Genomic DNA, 14,971 nt, shown 5'->3' on the forward strand with positions numbered 1-14,971 from the left:
GCCTTCAACTCAGGCTATATGCTTTTGCTGAACTGTAAACCTTTACACGATCCATGAAAACCTTTACATCGATAGGCATGGCCGCAGAATGGACACAAAGTCCTCCGGCTTCAGAGGGAGGAGATGCACATGTCCGAGGGGGCAGGTGCTGCTGTGCCGCCGATCATGTCGGCACATCGCATTTCAAAATCATTCGGCGAAATCCCGGTGCTGTTCAGCATCGACTTCGACATTCGCCCCGGCGAAGTTCACGCTATCATCGGCGAGAATGGCGCGGGCAAATCGACGCTGATCAAGATCCTCTCCGGTCTCGAACAGCCCACCTCCGGCACGATCACCTATCGCGGCCAGCAGGTCACCCTGCCCCCCAATGGCGAGGCGGCGGCCATGGGCATCGTCGTCATCCATCAAGAACTCCTGCTGGCCGAGCATCTGACGGTTGCGGACTCCATCTTCCTCGGCCGTGAAATGCAGTCAGGCGGATTCCTGAAGCTCAAAGAGATGCGCGCCGAAGCTCGCGCCATCCTCGATACGCTTCACGTCAATATCGACCCTGATACCCGCATCCATACGCTTTCGGTCGCTGACAAACAGATGGTGGAAATCGCCAAGGCGATCAGCCAGGACGCGCGCGTCATCATTATGGACGAGCCGACCGCCGTTCTCTCGGTCGCCGAGACCCGCACCTTCTTCGAGCAGATCCGCCGCCTGACCGCACAGGGCGTGGCGATCGTTTTCATCTCCCATAAGCTCGACGAGATCATGGAGCTCGCCAACCGCGTCACCGTGCTCCGCGATGGCCAGTTGATCGCGACCGTCGGCACGGAAAACCTGACGCCCGATTCCATCGCCCAGATGATGGTCGGCCGCGAACTCTCCAATCTCTATCCGCCGAAGCACGAGCCGGATGTCGATTCCGAAGTCATGCTCTCTGTGCGCGACATGTCCGCGCCCGGGATTTCCGGCATTTCCTTCGATCTCATGCGCGGCGAAATCCTCGGCTTTGCCGGCCTCATCGGTTCGGGCCGTACCGCGGTCGCCGAAGCCATCGTTGGTCTCACCAAGAAGACCAATGGCAGCGTGACCCTAAAAGGCCACCCCGCCGACTTCACCGATGTTTCAAAATCCGTTGCTGCGGGCCTTGCCTATATGACCAAGGACCGCAAAGGCCGCGGTCTCCTCCTCAATGCGGGCCTCACGCCGAACCTCACGCTTCTGACGCTCAAGAAGCATCTCAAGAATGGCTTCCTCGACGGCAGCAGCGAAACCAAGGCGCTAGAGCGCGCCGTGCGCCGGTTCGATATCCGCGCCCGCGACCCTTCTGTTCCCGTCGGCAAGCTTTCGGGCGGCAATCAGCAAAAGCTGATGCTGGGCAAGACCATGGAGAGCGAGCCCGATATCGTCATCATGGACGAACCGACGCGCGGCATCGATGTCGGCACCAAGCAGCAGATCTATCACATCATTGCGGCCCTCGCGGCCGAGGGCAAAGCCATCATCGTCATCTCCTCGGAAATGCAGGAAGTGATCGGGCTGTCCCATCGGGTCGTCGTCATGCGCCAGGGCCGAATGGCCGGCATGCTCGAGGGCGCGGAAATAACCGAAGCCGAAATCATGCGCTACGCAGCCGGCATCAAACAGGGTGGCGAAGATGACCGTCTCAGTGCCTGAAGCACAAAAGGCTCCAAAAGGCTTTCGTATCGATCTCAAGACCGCCGGGCCGCTGCTCGCCTTGGTCCTTCTGATCATCCTCGGCTATAGCCTCAATCCGGCCTTCCTCAACGAGGGCAATGTCACCAATCTCCTCACGCGCTCGGCCTTTATCGGCATTATCGCGGTGGGCGCCACCTTCGTCATCACCGCCGGCGGCATCGACCTTTCGGTTGGCTCCATGGCCGCATTCATCGCCGGCATGATGATTCTGATCATGAATGCCGCGGTCGATAGCTGGGGCGCGTCGCTCGCTACCGTTCTTCTCGGCATCGGCTGCTCGCTGATCCTCGGGATCGGCGCCGGCTTCATCAACGGGTTCCTGACGACCAAGGCCAAGATCGAAGCCTTCATCGTCACCCTCGGCACCATGGGCATCTATCGCTCGCTCATCACTTATTTCGCCGATGGCGGCACGCTCTCGCTCAACAACGGCGCGCGCGAAATCTATCGCCCGGTCTATTATGATAGCTTCCTGCGCATCCCCTACCCTGTCTGGGTCTTCATCATCGTCGCCGTAATCGGCTGGATCCTGATGAACCGCACCGCCTTCGGCCGCTATTGCATGGCCATCGGCTCCAACGAGCAGGTGGCGCGCTATTCGGCCATCAAGGTCGACCGCATCCGTACCTGGACCTATGTGCTCCAAGGCCTGTGCGTCTCGCTCGCCACCATCATCTACGTGCCGCGCTTAGGCTCCGCATCTTCCGCCACCGGCGTCCTCTGGGAACTCGAAGCCATCGCAGCCGTGATCATCGGCGGCACCGTGCTCAAGGGCGGTTTTGGGCGCATCGGCGGCACCGTTATCGGCGCGCTGATCCTGACCGCCATCGGCAATATCCTCAACCTGACCGATATCATCTCGAATTATCTCAATGGCGCCGTGCAGGGCATCATCATCGTCGCAGCAGTCTATCTGCAGCGCGGCAGCCTCACATCCAAGCGCAAAAAGGCCGAATAAACACAGCGATTCCCGGTCTCGGCCGGGCGAAACCGGCGCCAAAGGCGCCACACTAGAGGGAGGACTACTTATGTACATCAAGGCATTGGCTCTGGCATTGGCGGCCACGACCGCGCTCGCCGGCACTGCGATTGCTCAGGAAAAGATCAAGATCGGCGTGTCGATCCCCGCAGCGACCCATGGTTGGGCCGGTGGCCTCAACTGGCACGCCCAGGAAGCCGAAAAGCGTATCGAAGCGGCCAATCCCAATATCGACATCACGCTCGTGACCGCCGATAGCCCGGCCGATCAGGCTGGCGATATCGAAGATCTTGTCTCCGTGCAGCAGATCGACGCGCTCGTCGTCCTGCCCTTCGAATCCGATCCGCTGGTCGAGCCGGTGCGCATGGCCAAGGAATCGGGCGCCTTCATCACTGTCGTCGATCGCGGCCTGCCGGATACGTCCATTCAGGACGTCTATGTCGCCGGCAACAATACCGAGCTCGGTTCGGTTTCTGCCGAATACTTCAAGACGCGTCTCGGCGAAGGCGACAACATCGTCATTCTCCGCGGCATTCCGACCGTCATCGATACCGAGCGCTTCGATGCGTTCATGAAGGGCATCGAAGGCTCGGGCATCAACGTCCTCGACAACCAGTTCGCCAACTGGAACCGCGATGACGGCTTTGAAGTCATGCAGGACTTCCTCTCCCGCTTCCCGGACATCGATGGCGTCTGGGCGCAGGACGACGATATCGCCATGGGCGTTGTCGAAGCCGTGCGTCAGGCCGGCCGCGAAGGCGACATGTTCATCGTCGGCGGCGCCGGCATGAAGGATGTCATCAAGGGCATCATGGATGGCGACGCGCTGATCCCGGTCGATGTGCTCTATCCGCCGGCGATGATCGCCACTGCCATGGACGTGACCGTTGCCAACTTCACCTCCAATGGCCCCGTGCAGGGCGAATATATTCTGGGTGCGCCGCTCGTCACCAAGGACAATGCCGAGCAGTTCTACTTCCCAGACAGTCCGTTCTGATCTCCCATCAGCACACATGGAAAGGGGCGCTCCGGCGCCCCTTTTTTTATGCCATCACCAAACTGACCAGTTTCTGATCGCCCCATGTCATTCGGCCCGGACGGCCGAGGAAAAAGCCCTGCGCCTCGTTGCAGCCTTCGTGCCTCAGGACATTAAGCTGTTCGATGGTTTCTACCCCTTCGGCCAGAACCGGCACGGAGAGACTGCGGCCCAGCGCCAGGATAGCCCGCACGATGGCCTTGGACTGCTCGGAGTTCTCCACTTCCTGCATGAAAGAGCGATCGAGCTTGATCTTGTCGAACGGAAAGCTGCGCAGCGTTTCAAGCGAGGAATAGCCGGTCCCAAAGTCGTCGATGGCAATCGAGACGCCCATTTCCCGGATCTGCCGCAGCGTATTGAGCGCCCGCTTCTTGTCCGAGATGATCGCCGTTTCGGTCACTTCGAGCTCCAGCCGCTCCGGCGCCAGCCCCGATTGGTAGAGCACCATCTTGACCAGATCGACGAGTTCAAGCTGTGCCAGCTGCACACCCGAAACATTCACGGCGATCTTGTGCTGGCTCGGCCAGCTCGCAGCCTCGATGCATGCAGTCCGTAGCACCCAGGCGCCGATAGCGTTGATGGCGCCGCATTCTTCAGCCACGGGGATGAAATCGGCGGGCGACACCCAGCCATGTCCCGGCCGGTTCCAGCGCAACAGCACCTCGTAGCCCGTTATTTCGCTCGTCGCCACGGACTTCTGCACCTGATAGGCGAGTTCGAACCCATCGGTCTCGATGGCGTTCCAGAGGTCCTTGACCATGGCGCGGCGCCAGCGGGCGCTCTCGTCCATCGCGGCTTCATAGTAGCAGATATGAGCGTCGAAATCGGCCTTGGCGCGATACATCGCCAAGTCGGCATTGCTGAGAAGCTTCGAGCGGTCCTTGCCATCCTCGGGATAAGTCGCAACACCGATACTGCCGCCCGTGGCGATGAGCACCTCATGGTGCTGCACATTGCCAAAGAGCACGCCTTCGATGCGTTCGAGAAATTCGCGCAAGGCTTCGATGGAGCCAAAGGGCTTGAAGGCGGCGAACTCGTCGCCCCCAAGGCGCGCCACAACCTCGCCAGGCTTCAAGACCGAGGTGAAGCGCTCGGCGAGAACGCGCAGCACCTGGTCGCCAGTCGCGTGGCCATAGCTGTCATTGATTTCCTTGAACCGGTCGAGGTCCATGGCAACGACGCCGACATGGCCGGATTTTTCCTCCGCCTCGACCAAGGCGCGTTCAAACAGTTCGTCGAACTGCGCGCGATTGGGTAGGCCCGTCAGCGTGTCGTGCAGCGCCAGATGGGCAATCGCGGCTTCGTTGCGCTTACTTTCGGAAATGTCCTCCATCATCGTGACCCAGCGACCGTCACCAATGGGATTGTGCCGAACGCGCATGAACCGATCGCCGATGGCGTGAACGATTTCGCCGCCGCGTTGCGCAAGTTCGCGATGTTCGCGCGCGATCCGTTCCACCCCGGCGAGCCCCAGTTCGTCATCCGGATTGAAACCGTAGGACATCATGGCCAGTTCTTCGAGCGATTTGCCCTCCACCGACGTGTGCGATGGCAAGCCGAGAAGCTCGAGCATGCGTTCGTTATGGAGAAGTATCCTGCCCTCTGCCGAATAAAGCGCGATGGCCTGGCCCATATGGGTCAAGGCCAGTTCAAGCTTCTGCGTCACCGATGCGATCCGGTCGGCATCGAGCTGTTCACGCAGCATTTCGCGTTCGGTGCGCCGACGGTCGGCCTCGTCGAGAACGATACTTCCCAGCACGGCCGTCAGAATAAGAAGCGTAATGACGGCGACGATCAGCGACATCATCTGCCAGTCGATATCGAATCCGTTGTGGATCAGCGGCAGGCAATTGCTGAAATCGGCCGCGCCCATGGCGGTAAAATGCATGGCGCAGATCGCAAGGGTCAAAAGCACGGCGCCGCCGATCAAGCGCCACCGGCTGCCGCCCATCGCAGTGACAATGGCAAGGCCCGACAGGACAATGCCCGCGATGATGGAGGTGGCGACGAGACCATCGCTCCACACCGGCCTACCTTGAAGCAAGAGGGCGGCGATGCCGACATAGTGCATGGCCGAAATGCCGGCGCCGACCACGGCACCGCCAAGAAACCGGTCGTGAATGGTCGTCGCGCGAACCGCGACCGCGAGCCCGACGCCACACAGGATAATGGCAATCAGCAGCGACACACCCGTCAGAACGATGTCGTATTGCAGCGGGAAGCCCGCGCGAAACGCCAACATCGCTACAAAATGGGTCGACCAGATGCCAAGCCCCACCGACAGCGCCGAGACCGTCAGCCAGATCGTCCTTGTCCGGCCTTCCATGCCCACAGCGTGCCGCAAAAGGCTCATGCAGGCATAGGCAGACAGCATACAGACTGCCGCTGCCATGCCGACATAGAGAAAATCATGGTCTTTAAAAAAGAAGTCGAGAAGTGAAAACAAAGCGCGACATCCGTAAATTTACGGAGCTAGCACTACCCGCTTCGGCTTTACCGATCTCTTACGCCATGTTCACGGCTGTTGCGATGCTGAACAAGCCGTAAATTGCGAGCTAAACTATACCTTTGAAAGCGAGAATCGCTCCAGCTCCTGTGTCGAAGATTTCTGCCGACACACCATAGAGTTGCGCGATAAGACCTGGACTGAGGACATCTCCGGGCGTCCCTTCGGCCACCACTTTTCCGCCTTCCATCGCGATGAGCCAATCGCAATATTGCAGCGCCAGATTGAGATCGTGCAGTGCCAGCAACACGAGTTTCCCCGAAGTGGCGAGGCTACGGAGCAGCGTCAAAACCTCGATCTGCGCCCGAATATCGAGATGGCTCGTTGGTTCGTCGAGCAGAAAGAGTTGCGGCGCCTGCGCCAGGGCGCGCGCGATCTGCCCACGCTGCTGCTCACCGCCCGACAACGTATTGAATTGCCGCCCCGCGAATGCCTCCAAGCCAACTTGGGCAAGCGCCCGCTCGATGATATCGGCGTCCTCGATATGATCAGCGGCAAACATGTTTGCATGCGGAATACGCCCGAGCGCAACAACTTCGGCAAGGCTCAGCCGCTCTTCCGTCTGCGCCGATTGCTCGACCAAAGCGCAAAGCCGCGCCCGCTCCCGCCGGCCGAGAGCCAGCAAATCCTGCTGACCGAAACCAAGCGTCCCCTGCTCTGGCCTCTGCAATCCGGCGATTGCGCCAATGAGGGTCGATTTCCCGGCGCCATTGGGCCCAATCAGTCCCGTCACTTTTCCCTGCGGCGCGGAAAAGCTGGCGCTCTCGACAATGGTCTTTCCGCCCAGCGCCACCGATAGGTTGGAAACCACCAAACTCATGTGATCCGCCTGAACCGCATGAGGATCAGCAAAAAGGCCGGCGCCCCGACGAGCGCCGTCACGATGCCCACCGGCAGTTCCCGCGGATCGAACACCGTCCGCGCCAACGTGTCGGCCCAGAGCATGAAAATTGCGCCCACCAGCATCGCCATCGGCAGCAGGCGCCGATGTCCCGACCCCACTGCCAGCCGCACGGCATGCGGCACGACGAGACCGACAAAACCGATCGCACCACCGATGGAGACCATGATCCCCGTCAGCAGCGCCGACGCCAGCAGCAGAACCCAACGCAACCGCGCCACATCCACCCCGAGGCTTGCGGCCGCCTTGTCGCCAAACGCAAAGGCATCAAGCCCGCGCGCCGAGAGCACCATGAGCGGCGCACAGACGATCAATGCTCCAATGACCAGCGCCGCATCGAACCAGTTCGAACCACTCAGCGAGCCCATCAGCCAACTGAGGATTTCCCGATAGGAATCCCCCGTCGCCGACCAGAAGATAATGAACGACGTGGCAGCCGAGGCCAGTGCTGAAATTGAGATACCCGCTAAAATTGCGCGCACCGGTGTCGTCCCGCCCAGCAGTTGCGTCACGACTAATGCCAGTGCCAGCGCAGCCAACGCCCCAACAAACGCGCCAAGCGGCACAAAGGCCGTCAGCCCCATCACGACCAGCGCGACAGCCCCCAGCGCCGCTCCGGATGACAAGCCCAGCAAATAGGGATCGGCTAGTGGATTGCGCGTCAGCGCCTGCATCACCGCCCCCGCCAGCGCCAACCCCGCCCCCATGCCCAGCGCCGCAATCACCCGCGGCAGCCGCAAATCCCACACAATCGCATCACGCAGCCGCGACACCGGACTTTCGGCCACGAGGCCGAGGTGATGGAGGATGGTTGCCCAGACTTCAGCGGGGGTGATGTCCGCAGGGCCGAAGGTGACGGCGATGACTGCGCTGGCGACGAGGAGGAGGCAGAGGGACGCGAAGGCCGTTATAGTGAGCGAGCGCTTCAAAAGGCTTGAGCGCCAACCGACACCCCCTCCCAACCTCCCCCGTCAAGGGGGAGGTGCTTCACCCAGTTTGGCGCAGCATGTTGCCCAACCCACCAAACCAGCACCCTCCTCCTGGCGGGGAGGGTTGGGGAGCGGGGCCGGTGTGCGCATAAATCCGGCATGTGCTAGAAACTCAACCCAGCCAACTGCCCCGCCAGATCCACCGTCGCCGGCACATTCCGCACTCCCGCCTCCGAAGCCGGGAAGGGAATAACCAGATAGCGCTCGTTGATCACCGCATCCATCTTTGAGGTGATCGGATTTTCTGCCAGCAGCTTCTTCTTTGCCTCGGCCGAGTTCCAGGCCGCATCGACCAGCACGATCACATCGGGGTTGGCGTCGACGATCGCCTCCCAGCTCGCCTGCGTCCACCCCTCGTCGATATCGGCGAAGATGTTCTTGAGCCCCAGCGCCTCGAGGATCATTTCCGGCGCATTGCTGCCGGCGCCGACATAGGGCGTTTTGGTGCCCGAGGAATACCAGAGCGCCGTCAGCCCGCGATCATCCGCCTTCACTCCGGCCAGCGCCGCCTTCTGCTCCTCGACCAGATTTTCCGCCGTCGTCCCGACATCGAAAATGGCGCCCATTTCGGTGATTTCGCCAAAGAGCTGATCAAAGCTGAGTTTTTCCGGCTTCACCGAGCGGCATGCTGCCGGCGCGACATAACTCGTGATCCCCAGTTCAGCCAGCGCCGGCCTTTCGCCCGCGCCATCAGCCGCAAAATTGCTTTCCCAGCCACCATAGATAAAATCCGGCTCAGTCTCGAGCACGACTTCTTGCGACGGCAGCTTGTCCGACAGGATGGGATAGGTGCTGTCCGTATAGGGTTCGGCCAGTGGCCCATCGAGGAAGGCCAGGCCCACGATCTTGTCTTCGAGCCCCAGCGCCAGCAGAAGTTCGGCGGCAGTCGACTTGATAGCGACAACCCGCTGCGGCGGTGCGGCAATCGTCAGCGCCATGCCGCAATTGTCGAGCTGCAGGGGATAGTCCGTCGCCCAAGCAGGCACGGCAAAAAGCCCGGCAGCCGCAGCAGCCAGAAGAGAAAGGGAGTGACGCATGGCTTAGTCCTGCTTTTGCTCGTTCGAGCGCTCGTGAGAAATCTTGCCGCTCTTCATTTCCGCCATCGCGGCTTCATAGCCCAGCCGATAGGCTTCGGCCGAACCGAAGCGGAACATGTCATCGTCCCCGGTCCGCACCAGCGTCCGCGCCCCCGGCGCATCGAGCCCGGCAACCAACCGCCCCATGCCGCGCACCACAGCGACCGGAATACCCGAAGTCTTGCCTTTGACGAGGTCTGCGGCCCCGGCCAGTTCATCGGCCACCACCGCCACGGTGACATGCAATGGCCGTCCATTAGCGTCATTGGCGCCGCGCAGGTCATCGGTCAGTTGCAGCCCCGCCGCGCCGATCGCCAGATCCGTCTGCCCGACGCGCCATGGGCGTCCGACCGTATCGGTCACCACAACCGCAAGCTCGATCCCGAACCGCTCCCGCAATCCCTCGCACAGCGCCCGCGCTGAGCGATCCGGATCCTCCGGCAATTTCAGCGCAAAGCCCTCCGGCACATTGGACATGTCGAGCCCAGCCGCCGCCATGATCATGCCCTGCTTGGTCTCGACGATCCGCGTCACCCCGCCCGGATGCACGCGCTCGGCGACGACACGCACCGTGTCATCGGCGATGGCCTTTTCCCGATCCGCGGCCGGCACCTGCCGCCCCTCGGCTTTCGAGACGATCTTGCTGGTCACGACCAGAATATCGCCATCGACCAGCGCATGTTCCGGCCCCATCTCGGCAATCGCCGCAGCGATCAGCGCCACGAGATCATCGCCCTCGGCAATCTCGGGAATGCCGGTTACGCCCCAAACGCTGTATGTTGGCACCGACATCATCGTCTCCCTCAGACCAGCGCCTTCAGCCGCGGCAGGATTTCCTTGGCATAAAGGCTCAGAAACCGGCTCTGGTCCGTCCCCGGCGCATGAAACACCAGATGGTCGAACCCGTAGTCCATATAAGTCTTGATCTGCGCCACGTGTTCATCGGGATCGCTTGACACGATCCAGCGCTTTGCCACCCGCTCGATCGGCAATTGGTCGGCAAGCCTTTCCATCTCCTCGGCGTCCTGCACCGAGTGCTTTTCCTCAGCCGAGAGCGACAGGGCTGCCCAGTTGCGCGTGTCCTCCAGCGCCCGTTCAGCATCGGTATCGAACGACACCTTCACCTCGATCATCCGCTCATAGGGCTTATCCGCCCGCGCGGAATCCTGCCGCCCAACCGCCACGTTCGGCAGCAGTTCGTCGACATAGAGCGACGCGCCCTTGCCCGAGGTGCAGATGAAGCCATCCCCCTCGCGCCCGGCAAATTTCGCATTCAGCGGCCCGCCTGCCGCGATATAGATCGGCACCATTTCGTCGGGCTTGTCATAGATCGTCGCGTTGACAGTCTTGTAATACTGCCCCTCGAAACTGACCCGATCCTCGCTCCAAAGCTGCCGGATTAGTTTTATGGCCTCGCGCAACCGCGCCGACCGCTCCTTCAACTCCGGCCATTCAATCCCGGTCGCTGGCACTTCATTCAGCCCTTCGCCCGTTCCGACGCCGAGAATAACCCGGCCCGGAAACATCGCCCCAAGAGTGCCAAAGGCATGCGCCACGACCGATGGATGCAGCCGGAATGTCGGTGTCAGCACCGATGTCCCAAGCGTAATCCGCTCGGTCTTGGCCAAAACCGCCGCCATCCATGCCGGCGCAAATGGCGCATGGCCATCGGTATGCTTCCAGGGCTGAAAATGGTCGCTGACGAACACAGAGTCGAACCCGCCCTGCTCCGCCTCGACGGCAAACTGCAGGAGCTTATTGGGCGAAAACTGCTCGGCCGAAGCCTTATATCCAAACCGCATTCTTTTGGTCTCCTCCCGGGACGTCCCCGCTATCTCGGAACCATGCCTCATTCCACCGCGTCATCCCCGCGAAAGCGGGGATTTATCTCCCAGTCAGGGATTCCCGCCTTCGCGGGAATGACGCCGTGGGAGGGATGAGTTTATCAGCGAAAAGCCGGGATCACATGCCGCCCGTAGCCGGCAATGATCTCTTCTTCATCGCCACTATCGAGATAGATATTGAACTGCGTCACCCCAGCCGCCTCAAGCTCGCGCACCTTGGCGATATGCTCGTCCGGCTCGCCCAGCACGCAGAAACTTTCCACCACATCGTCGGTGATGAAATCGAGGAACGGGTTATCGGCCTGCCCGTGCTTGGAATAATCATAGCCCCGGCGCTTTTCGATGTAGCTCGTCAAGCTGGCCGGCACCTTGCCGCTTTCGGTCCCGTATTTCTCGACGATATCGGCCACGTGGTTGCCCACCATCGCCGGGAACCACTTCACCTTCTCAATCGCCCGCTTCTTGTCGCCAAAGTAAGCCGGCGCGGCCGCCATGGAGCGATAGTTCGACATATCCTTGCCCGCCGCAGTGCCCGCTTCGATGCACTGGTCGGTGAACCACTTGCAGAGGCCGGGATCGGCGATCTGCAGCACGACGCCCTCGGCGCTCTCACCCGCGGTCTTCAGCGCCAGCGGGCCATATGCGGCGATCCAGCTCGGCATGTCGTGGCCAACCGCCCATGGGAACTTCACCGGCGCCGGGATTTCGCCATAGGAAACCTCTTCGCCCCGCACCATGGCCTTAGTCTTGTCGATAAATTCCGCCACGCGCTTCAGCGTCGCAGGCTTCTTGCCCATGACGCGCATGGAGCTATCGCCGCGGCCCACCGCGAGGTCGAACCGCCCGCCGCTTTGCTTGGACAGCGAACCGAAGATCGACGCCGCCACCGACCAGTCCCGCACGTCTGGATTGGTCACCAGCGGCCCAAACCGCATCTTCTGCGTATGCTCCATGCACATGGCAATGGCCGAGTAGCAGTCACGCCACAAGATATGTGAATCATAGAACCAGCAATAATCGAAGCCGGCGAATTCGGCAGCGCGGACCAGATAACGCGCGCGTTCCGCATCCACGAAACCCTTGAAGGTAATGCCGAATTCCATAGTCCCGTCCCCACGTTCCCTTCGGTCAAGAAATTTGACCAGTCAGTCAAATTTTGACCGGCGCGGGGTGATTGTCAACTGGCCTTTATGCGCCGGAACGCGGTCGCTTTATCGACGTTGAATCGACACAACGGACCGTCGGGAGCTGATCATGGCCGCCAAGGCGCAAGACCTGCTGAAGGACTACAAAGCCAAGCGCAATTTCGCCAAGACCCAAGAACCTGCCGGTGACGGGGCCACAGGCAAAAAGTCCGAGCGCGGCAGCTTCGTCATTCAGAAACACGACGCTACTCGCCTTCATTATGATTTCCGCATCGAGCTCGATGGCGTCCTCAAAAGCTGGGCCGTCACCAAAGGCCCCTCTAACAATCCTGAGGATAAGCGCCTCGCGGTCCGGGTCGAGGATCACCCCCTCGAATATGGTGGCTTCGAAGGCACCATCCCCGAAGGCGAATATGGCGGCGGCACCGTCATGCTGTGGGATCATGGCACTTGGGAGCCGATCGGAGACCCGCATGAGGGCCTCGAAAACGGCGACCTCAAGATGCGCATCTATGGCGAGCGCCTCAAAGGCGAATATGTCCTCGTCCATATGAAGGGCCGCGACGCCAAGCGCAAATCGGGCCCTGACCGCGAAAACTGGCTCCTCATCAAACACCGCGATTCCTATGCGCGGGACAAGGATACGCTGACCACGCGCTTTACCCGTTCGGTGGCCACGACCCGCGATTTCAAGCAGATTGCGAGCGGCGCGGCGACGGCAAAAGCAAGCAAGGTCAAGCCCGACGCCGTCTGGCATTCCGATGCCGAAGAGGCTGAAAAAGCCGACCAGAAAACCCGTATCATGGCTAAGGCGGATAGCGGCAAGACGCCCGCCTTCCGTCCCCTCCAGCTCGCCACTCTCGTCGACAGCGTCCCTGCCGGCAAGGATTGGCTATTCGAGATGAAATATGATGGCTATCGCTGCCTTGCCTCGGTCGAGGGCGATAGCGTCAGGCTGTTCACCCGCAATGGCCTGGATTGGACCGAACAGTTCGGCGCTCTCGTCGAGCCACTGCAAAAGCTCAAGATCGGCTCAGCTCTAATCGATGGCGAAGTCTGCGCCTTCGACGCCAAAGGCCGCACCGATTTCACGACGCTCAAGAACACCCTCGCGGATGGCGGACGGCTTGAATATTTCGCCTTCGACATCCTTGAGGCCGAGGGGCGGGACCTCACCAAACTGCCGCTTCTCGAGCGCAAGGCGCGGCTCGAAAAGCTCCTCGGTAAATCCGCTCGCAAGGACCCGATCCAGTATTCGTCGCATGTCCGCGATCACGGTCAGAAAGTGCTCGATGCGCTTTGCAAGGATGGCCATGAAGGCGTCATCGCCAAGCGCGCCGACGCCCCCTATCGCGGCGAACGCAATCGCGATTGGCTCAAGATCAAATGCCTAAAACGCCAAGAATTCGTCATCGGCGGATGGTCGCCCTCCACTAAGCGCAAAGGCTTCGCCTCGCTGCTCCTCGGCTCTTGGGAGAACGGCAAGCTGCTCTATCGCGGCCGTGTCGGCACCGGCTTCACCCACAATCTGCTCGTCGAGATGGACGGCAAGCTGGAAAAACTCGCGCGCAAGACGAATCCCTTCGAGGCCGTCCCCAAAGAGCGCGCCCGCGGCGCTCATTGGGTTGAGCCGCAATTGGTCGCCGAGATCGCCTATACCGAATTGACCGGCGACGACATCCTCCGCCATCCCAGCTTTATCGGCCTCCGCGGCGACAAACCTGCCAAAGACGTAAAGATGGAAAAGCCCAAGCCGCTGGAGCACGATGGCGAAGAAGTCGCCGAGCGCCTCGGCGTCCGGTTGACCTCCCCGAGCCGAGTCGTCTTTCCGGGCCAAGGCATCACCAAGGCCGATCTCGTCGCCTATTATGAAGCCGTCGCCGAGGTCATGCTGCCCCATATCAAAGACCGGCCGCTCAGCCTTGTCCGTTGCCCCCAAGGTCGCGCCAAATATTGCTTCTTCCAGAAGCATGACACCGGCGGCTTCCCTGACGAAATCAAGTCGACCTCGATCACGGAGAAAGATGGCGAGGAACAGGACTACTTTTACGTCGACGATCTCGCCGGTCTCATCGCCGGGACGCAGATGAATGCGCTCGAGTGGCACATTTGGGGCTCGCGCCGGCAGGCCGTGGAAAAGCCCGATCGTCTGGTGTTCGATATCGACCCCGACGAAGGACTTGGCTTCGACGCCGTCATCGCTGCAGCCCAAGAGATCGCCGCGCGGCTCACGGACAAGAAGCTCAAGAGCTATCCCATGGTCTCGGGCGGCAAAGGCATCCACATTATCGTGCCCTTAAAGCCCGAGGTCGAATGGCCGGAGGTCAAGGATTTCTGCAAGAGCTTTGCACAAGGCCTTGCCGACGACGAACCCGATCGCTTCACCGCCAATCTGTCGAAAGCCAAGCGCAAGGGCCGGCTTTTTATCGATTATCTCCGCAACGAACGCGGCTCGACCGCCATCTCCCCCTGGTCCGCCCGCTCCCGTGAGAACGCCCCAGTGGCCGTTCCCATCTCCTGGGACGAAGTCAAAACCCTCAAGGCGGCCAACCTCATCTCCCTAGACGCCGCCGCCAGCCGCGCCAAAAGCGAAAACCCCTGGCCCGATTATTTTAAGATCAAGCAATCGTTGAAGGGGAAGCTAGGTTAAAGGCCGTCGATCACCCCACTACCCGTCAGGCGCCCGCCACCTCTCCCTTTGGGGGAGATGTCGACGCGAAGCGGCGGGTGAGGGGGCCTTCCTCTAATCCCTGCACCCGCTTCCATTCACCCTTCCCACCCA

Annotated in this window: 11 protein-coding genes; 4 read left to right on the forward strand and 7 right to left on the reverse strand. The window is 60.9% G+C overall.

Annotated elements, in window-relative coordinates:
• Positions 1-129 precede the first annotated feature (129 nt).
• From ASE94_RS02240 to ASE94_RS02250, 3 genes are all read left to right on the forward strand, one after another.
• Entirely contained in the window at positions 130-1,671 is a 1,542-nt protein-coding gene (locus ASE94_RS02240) for a sugar ABC transporter ATP-binding protein (RefSeq protein ID WP_062629039.1), read from the forward strand.
• Positions 1,652-2,671: an ABC transporter permease gene (locus ASE94_RS02245; RefSeq protein WP_062629040.1), complete on the forward strand. Its 1,020-nt coding sequence runs from the start codon at positions 1,652-1,654 to the stop codon at positions 2,669-2,671. The genes ASE94_RS02240 and ASE94_RS02245 overlap by 20 nt, the downstream gene beginning before the upstream one ends.
• Positions 2,672-2,741: 70 nt before the next feature.
• The gene (locus tag ASE94_RS02250; protein ID WP_061907896.1) at positions 2,742-3,689 is read left to right on the forward strand and encodes a substrate-binding domain-containing protein; all 948 of its coding nucleotides are present in this window, start codon (positions 2,742-2,744) and stop codon (positions 3,687-3,689) included.
• A gap of 46 nt (positions 3,690-3,735) precedes the next feature.
• On the opposite strand, the gene ASE94_RS02255 is transcribed toward ASE94_RS02250, so the two are convergent.
• From ASE94_RS02255 to ASE94_RS02285, 7 genes are all read right to left on the reverse strand, one after another.
• The gene (locus tag ASE94_RS02255; RefSeq protein WP_062629041.1) at positions 3,736-6,174 is read right to left on the reverse strand and encodes an EAL domain-containing protein; all 2,439 of its coding nucleotides are present in this window, start codon (positions 6,172-6,174) and stop codon (positions 3,736-3,738) included.
• Between the two features lie 109 nt (positions 6,175-6,283).
• Positions 6,284-7,054 (reverse strand): ABC transporter ATP-binding protein, encoded by a 771-nt coding sequence (locus ASE94_RS02260; protein WP_062629042.1) that lies wholly within the window; start codon positions 7,052-7,054, stop codon positions 6,284-6,286.
• Complete coding sequence (locus tag ASE94_RS02265) at positions 7,051-8,064, reverse strand: putative F420-0 ABC transporter permease subunit (RefSeq protein WP_244483922.1); 1,014 nt, start codon at positions 8,062-8,064, stop codon at positions 7,051-7,053. The genes ASE94_RS02260 and ASE94_RS02265 overlap by 4 nt, the downstream gene beginning before the upstream one ends.
• A gap of 164 nt (positions 8,065-8,228) precedes the next feature.
• Positions 8,229-9,161 carry a putative F420-0 ABC transporter substrate-binding protein gene (locus ASE94_RS02270; RefSeq protein WP_062629043.1) on the reverse strand — a complete coding sequence of 311 codons (933 nt, stop codon included), beginning with the start codon at positions 9,159-9,161 and terminating at the stop codon, positions 8,229-8,231.
• A 3-nt stretch (positions 9,162-9,164) separates the two neighbouring features.
• Positions 9,165-9,992 carry a coenzyme F420-0:L-glutamate ligase gene (cofE, locus tag ASE94_RS02275; protein ID WP_062629095.1) on the reverse strand — a complete coding sequence of 276 codons (828 nt, stop codon included), beginning with the start codon at positions 9,990-9,992 and terminating at the stop codon, positions 9,165-9,167.
• A gap of 11 nt (positions 9,993-10,003) precedes the next feature.
• Positions 10,004-11,002 (reverse strand): glucose-6-phosphate dehydrogenase (coenzyme-F420), encoded by a 999-nt coding sequence (gene fgd, locus ASE94_RS02280; protein ID WP_062629044.1) that lies wholly within the window; start codon positions 11,000-11,002, stop codon positions 10,004-10,006.
• A 143-nt stretch (positions 11,003-11,145) separates the two neighbouring features.
• Complete coding sequence (locus ASE94_RS02285) at positions 11,146-12,147, reverse strand: TIGR03842 family LLM class F420-dependent oxidoreductase (protein WP_061907890.1); 1,002 nt, start codon at positions 12,145-12,147, stop codon at positions 11,146-11,148.
• Positions 12,148-12,298: 151 nt separating this feature from the next.
• On the opposite strand from ASE94_RS02285, the gene ligD reads away from it, so the two are divergent.
• Positions 12,299-14,839, forward strand: a complete 2,541-nt coding sequence (gene ligD / locus ASE94_RS02290; RefSeq protein WP_062629045.1) for a DNA ligase D — start codon at positions 12,299-12,301, stop codon at positions 14,837-14,839.
• The last annotated feature ends 132 nt before the right edge of the window (positions 14,840-14,971 follow it).

It is taken from the genome of Devosia sp. Leaf64 (assembly GCF_001421945.1).
Classification (GTDB): Bacteria; Pseudomonadota; Alphaproteobacteria; order Rhizobiales; family Devosiaceae; genus Devosia.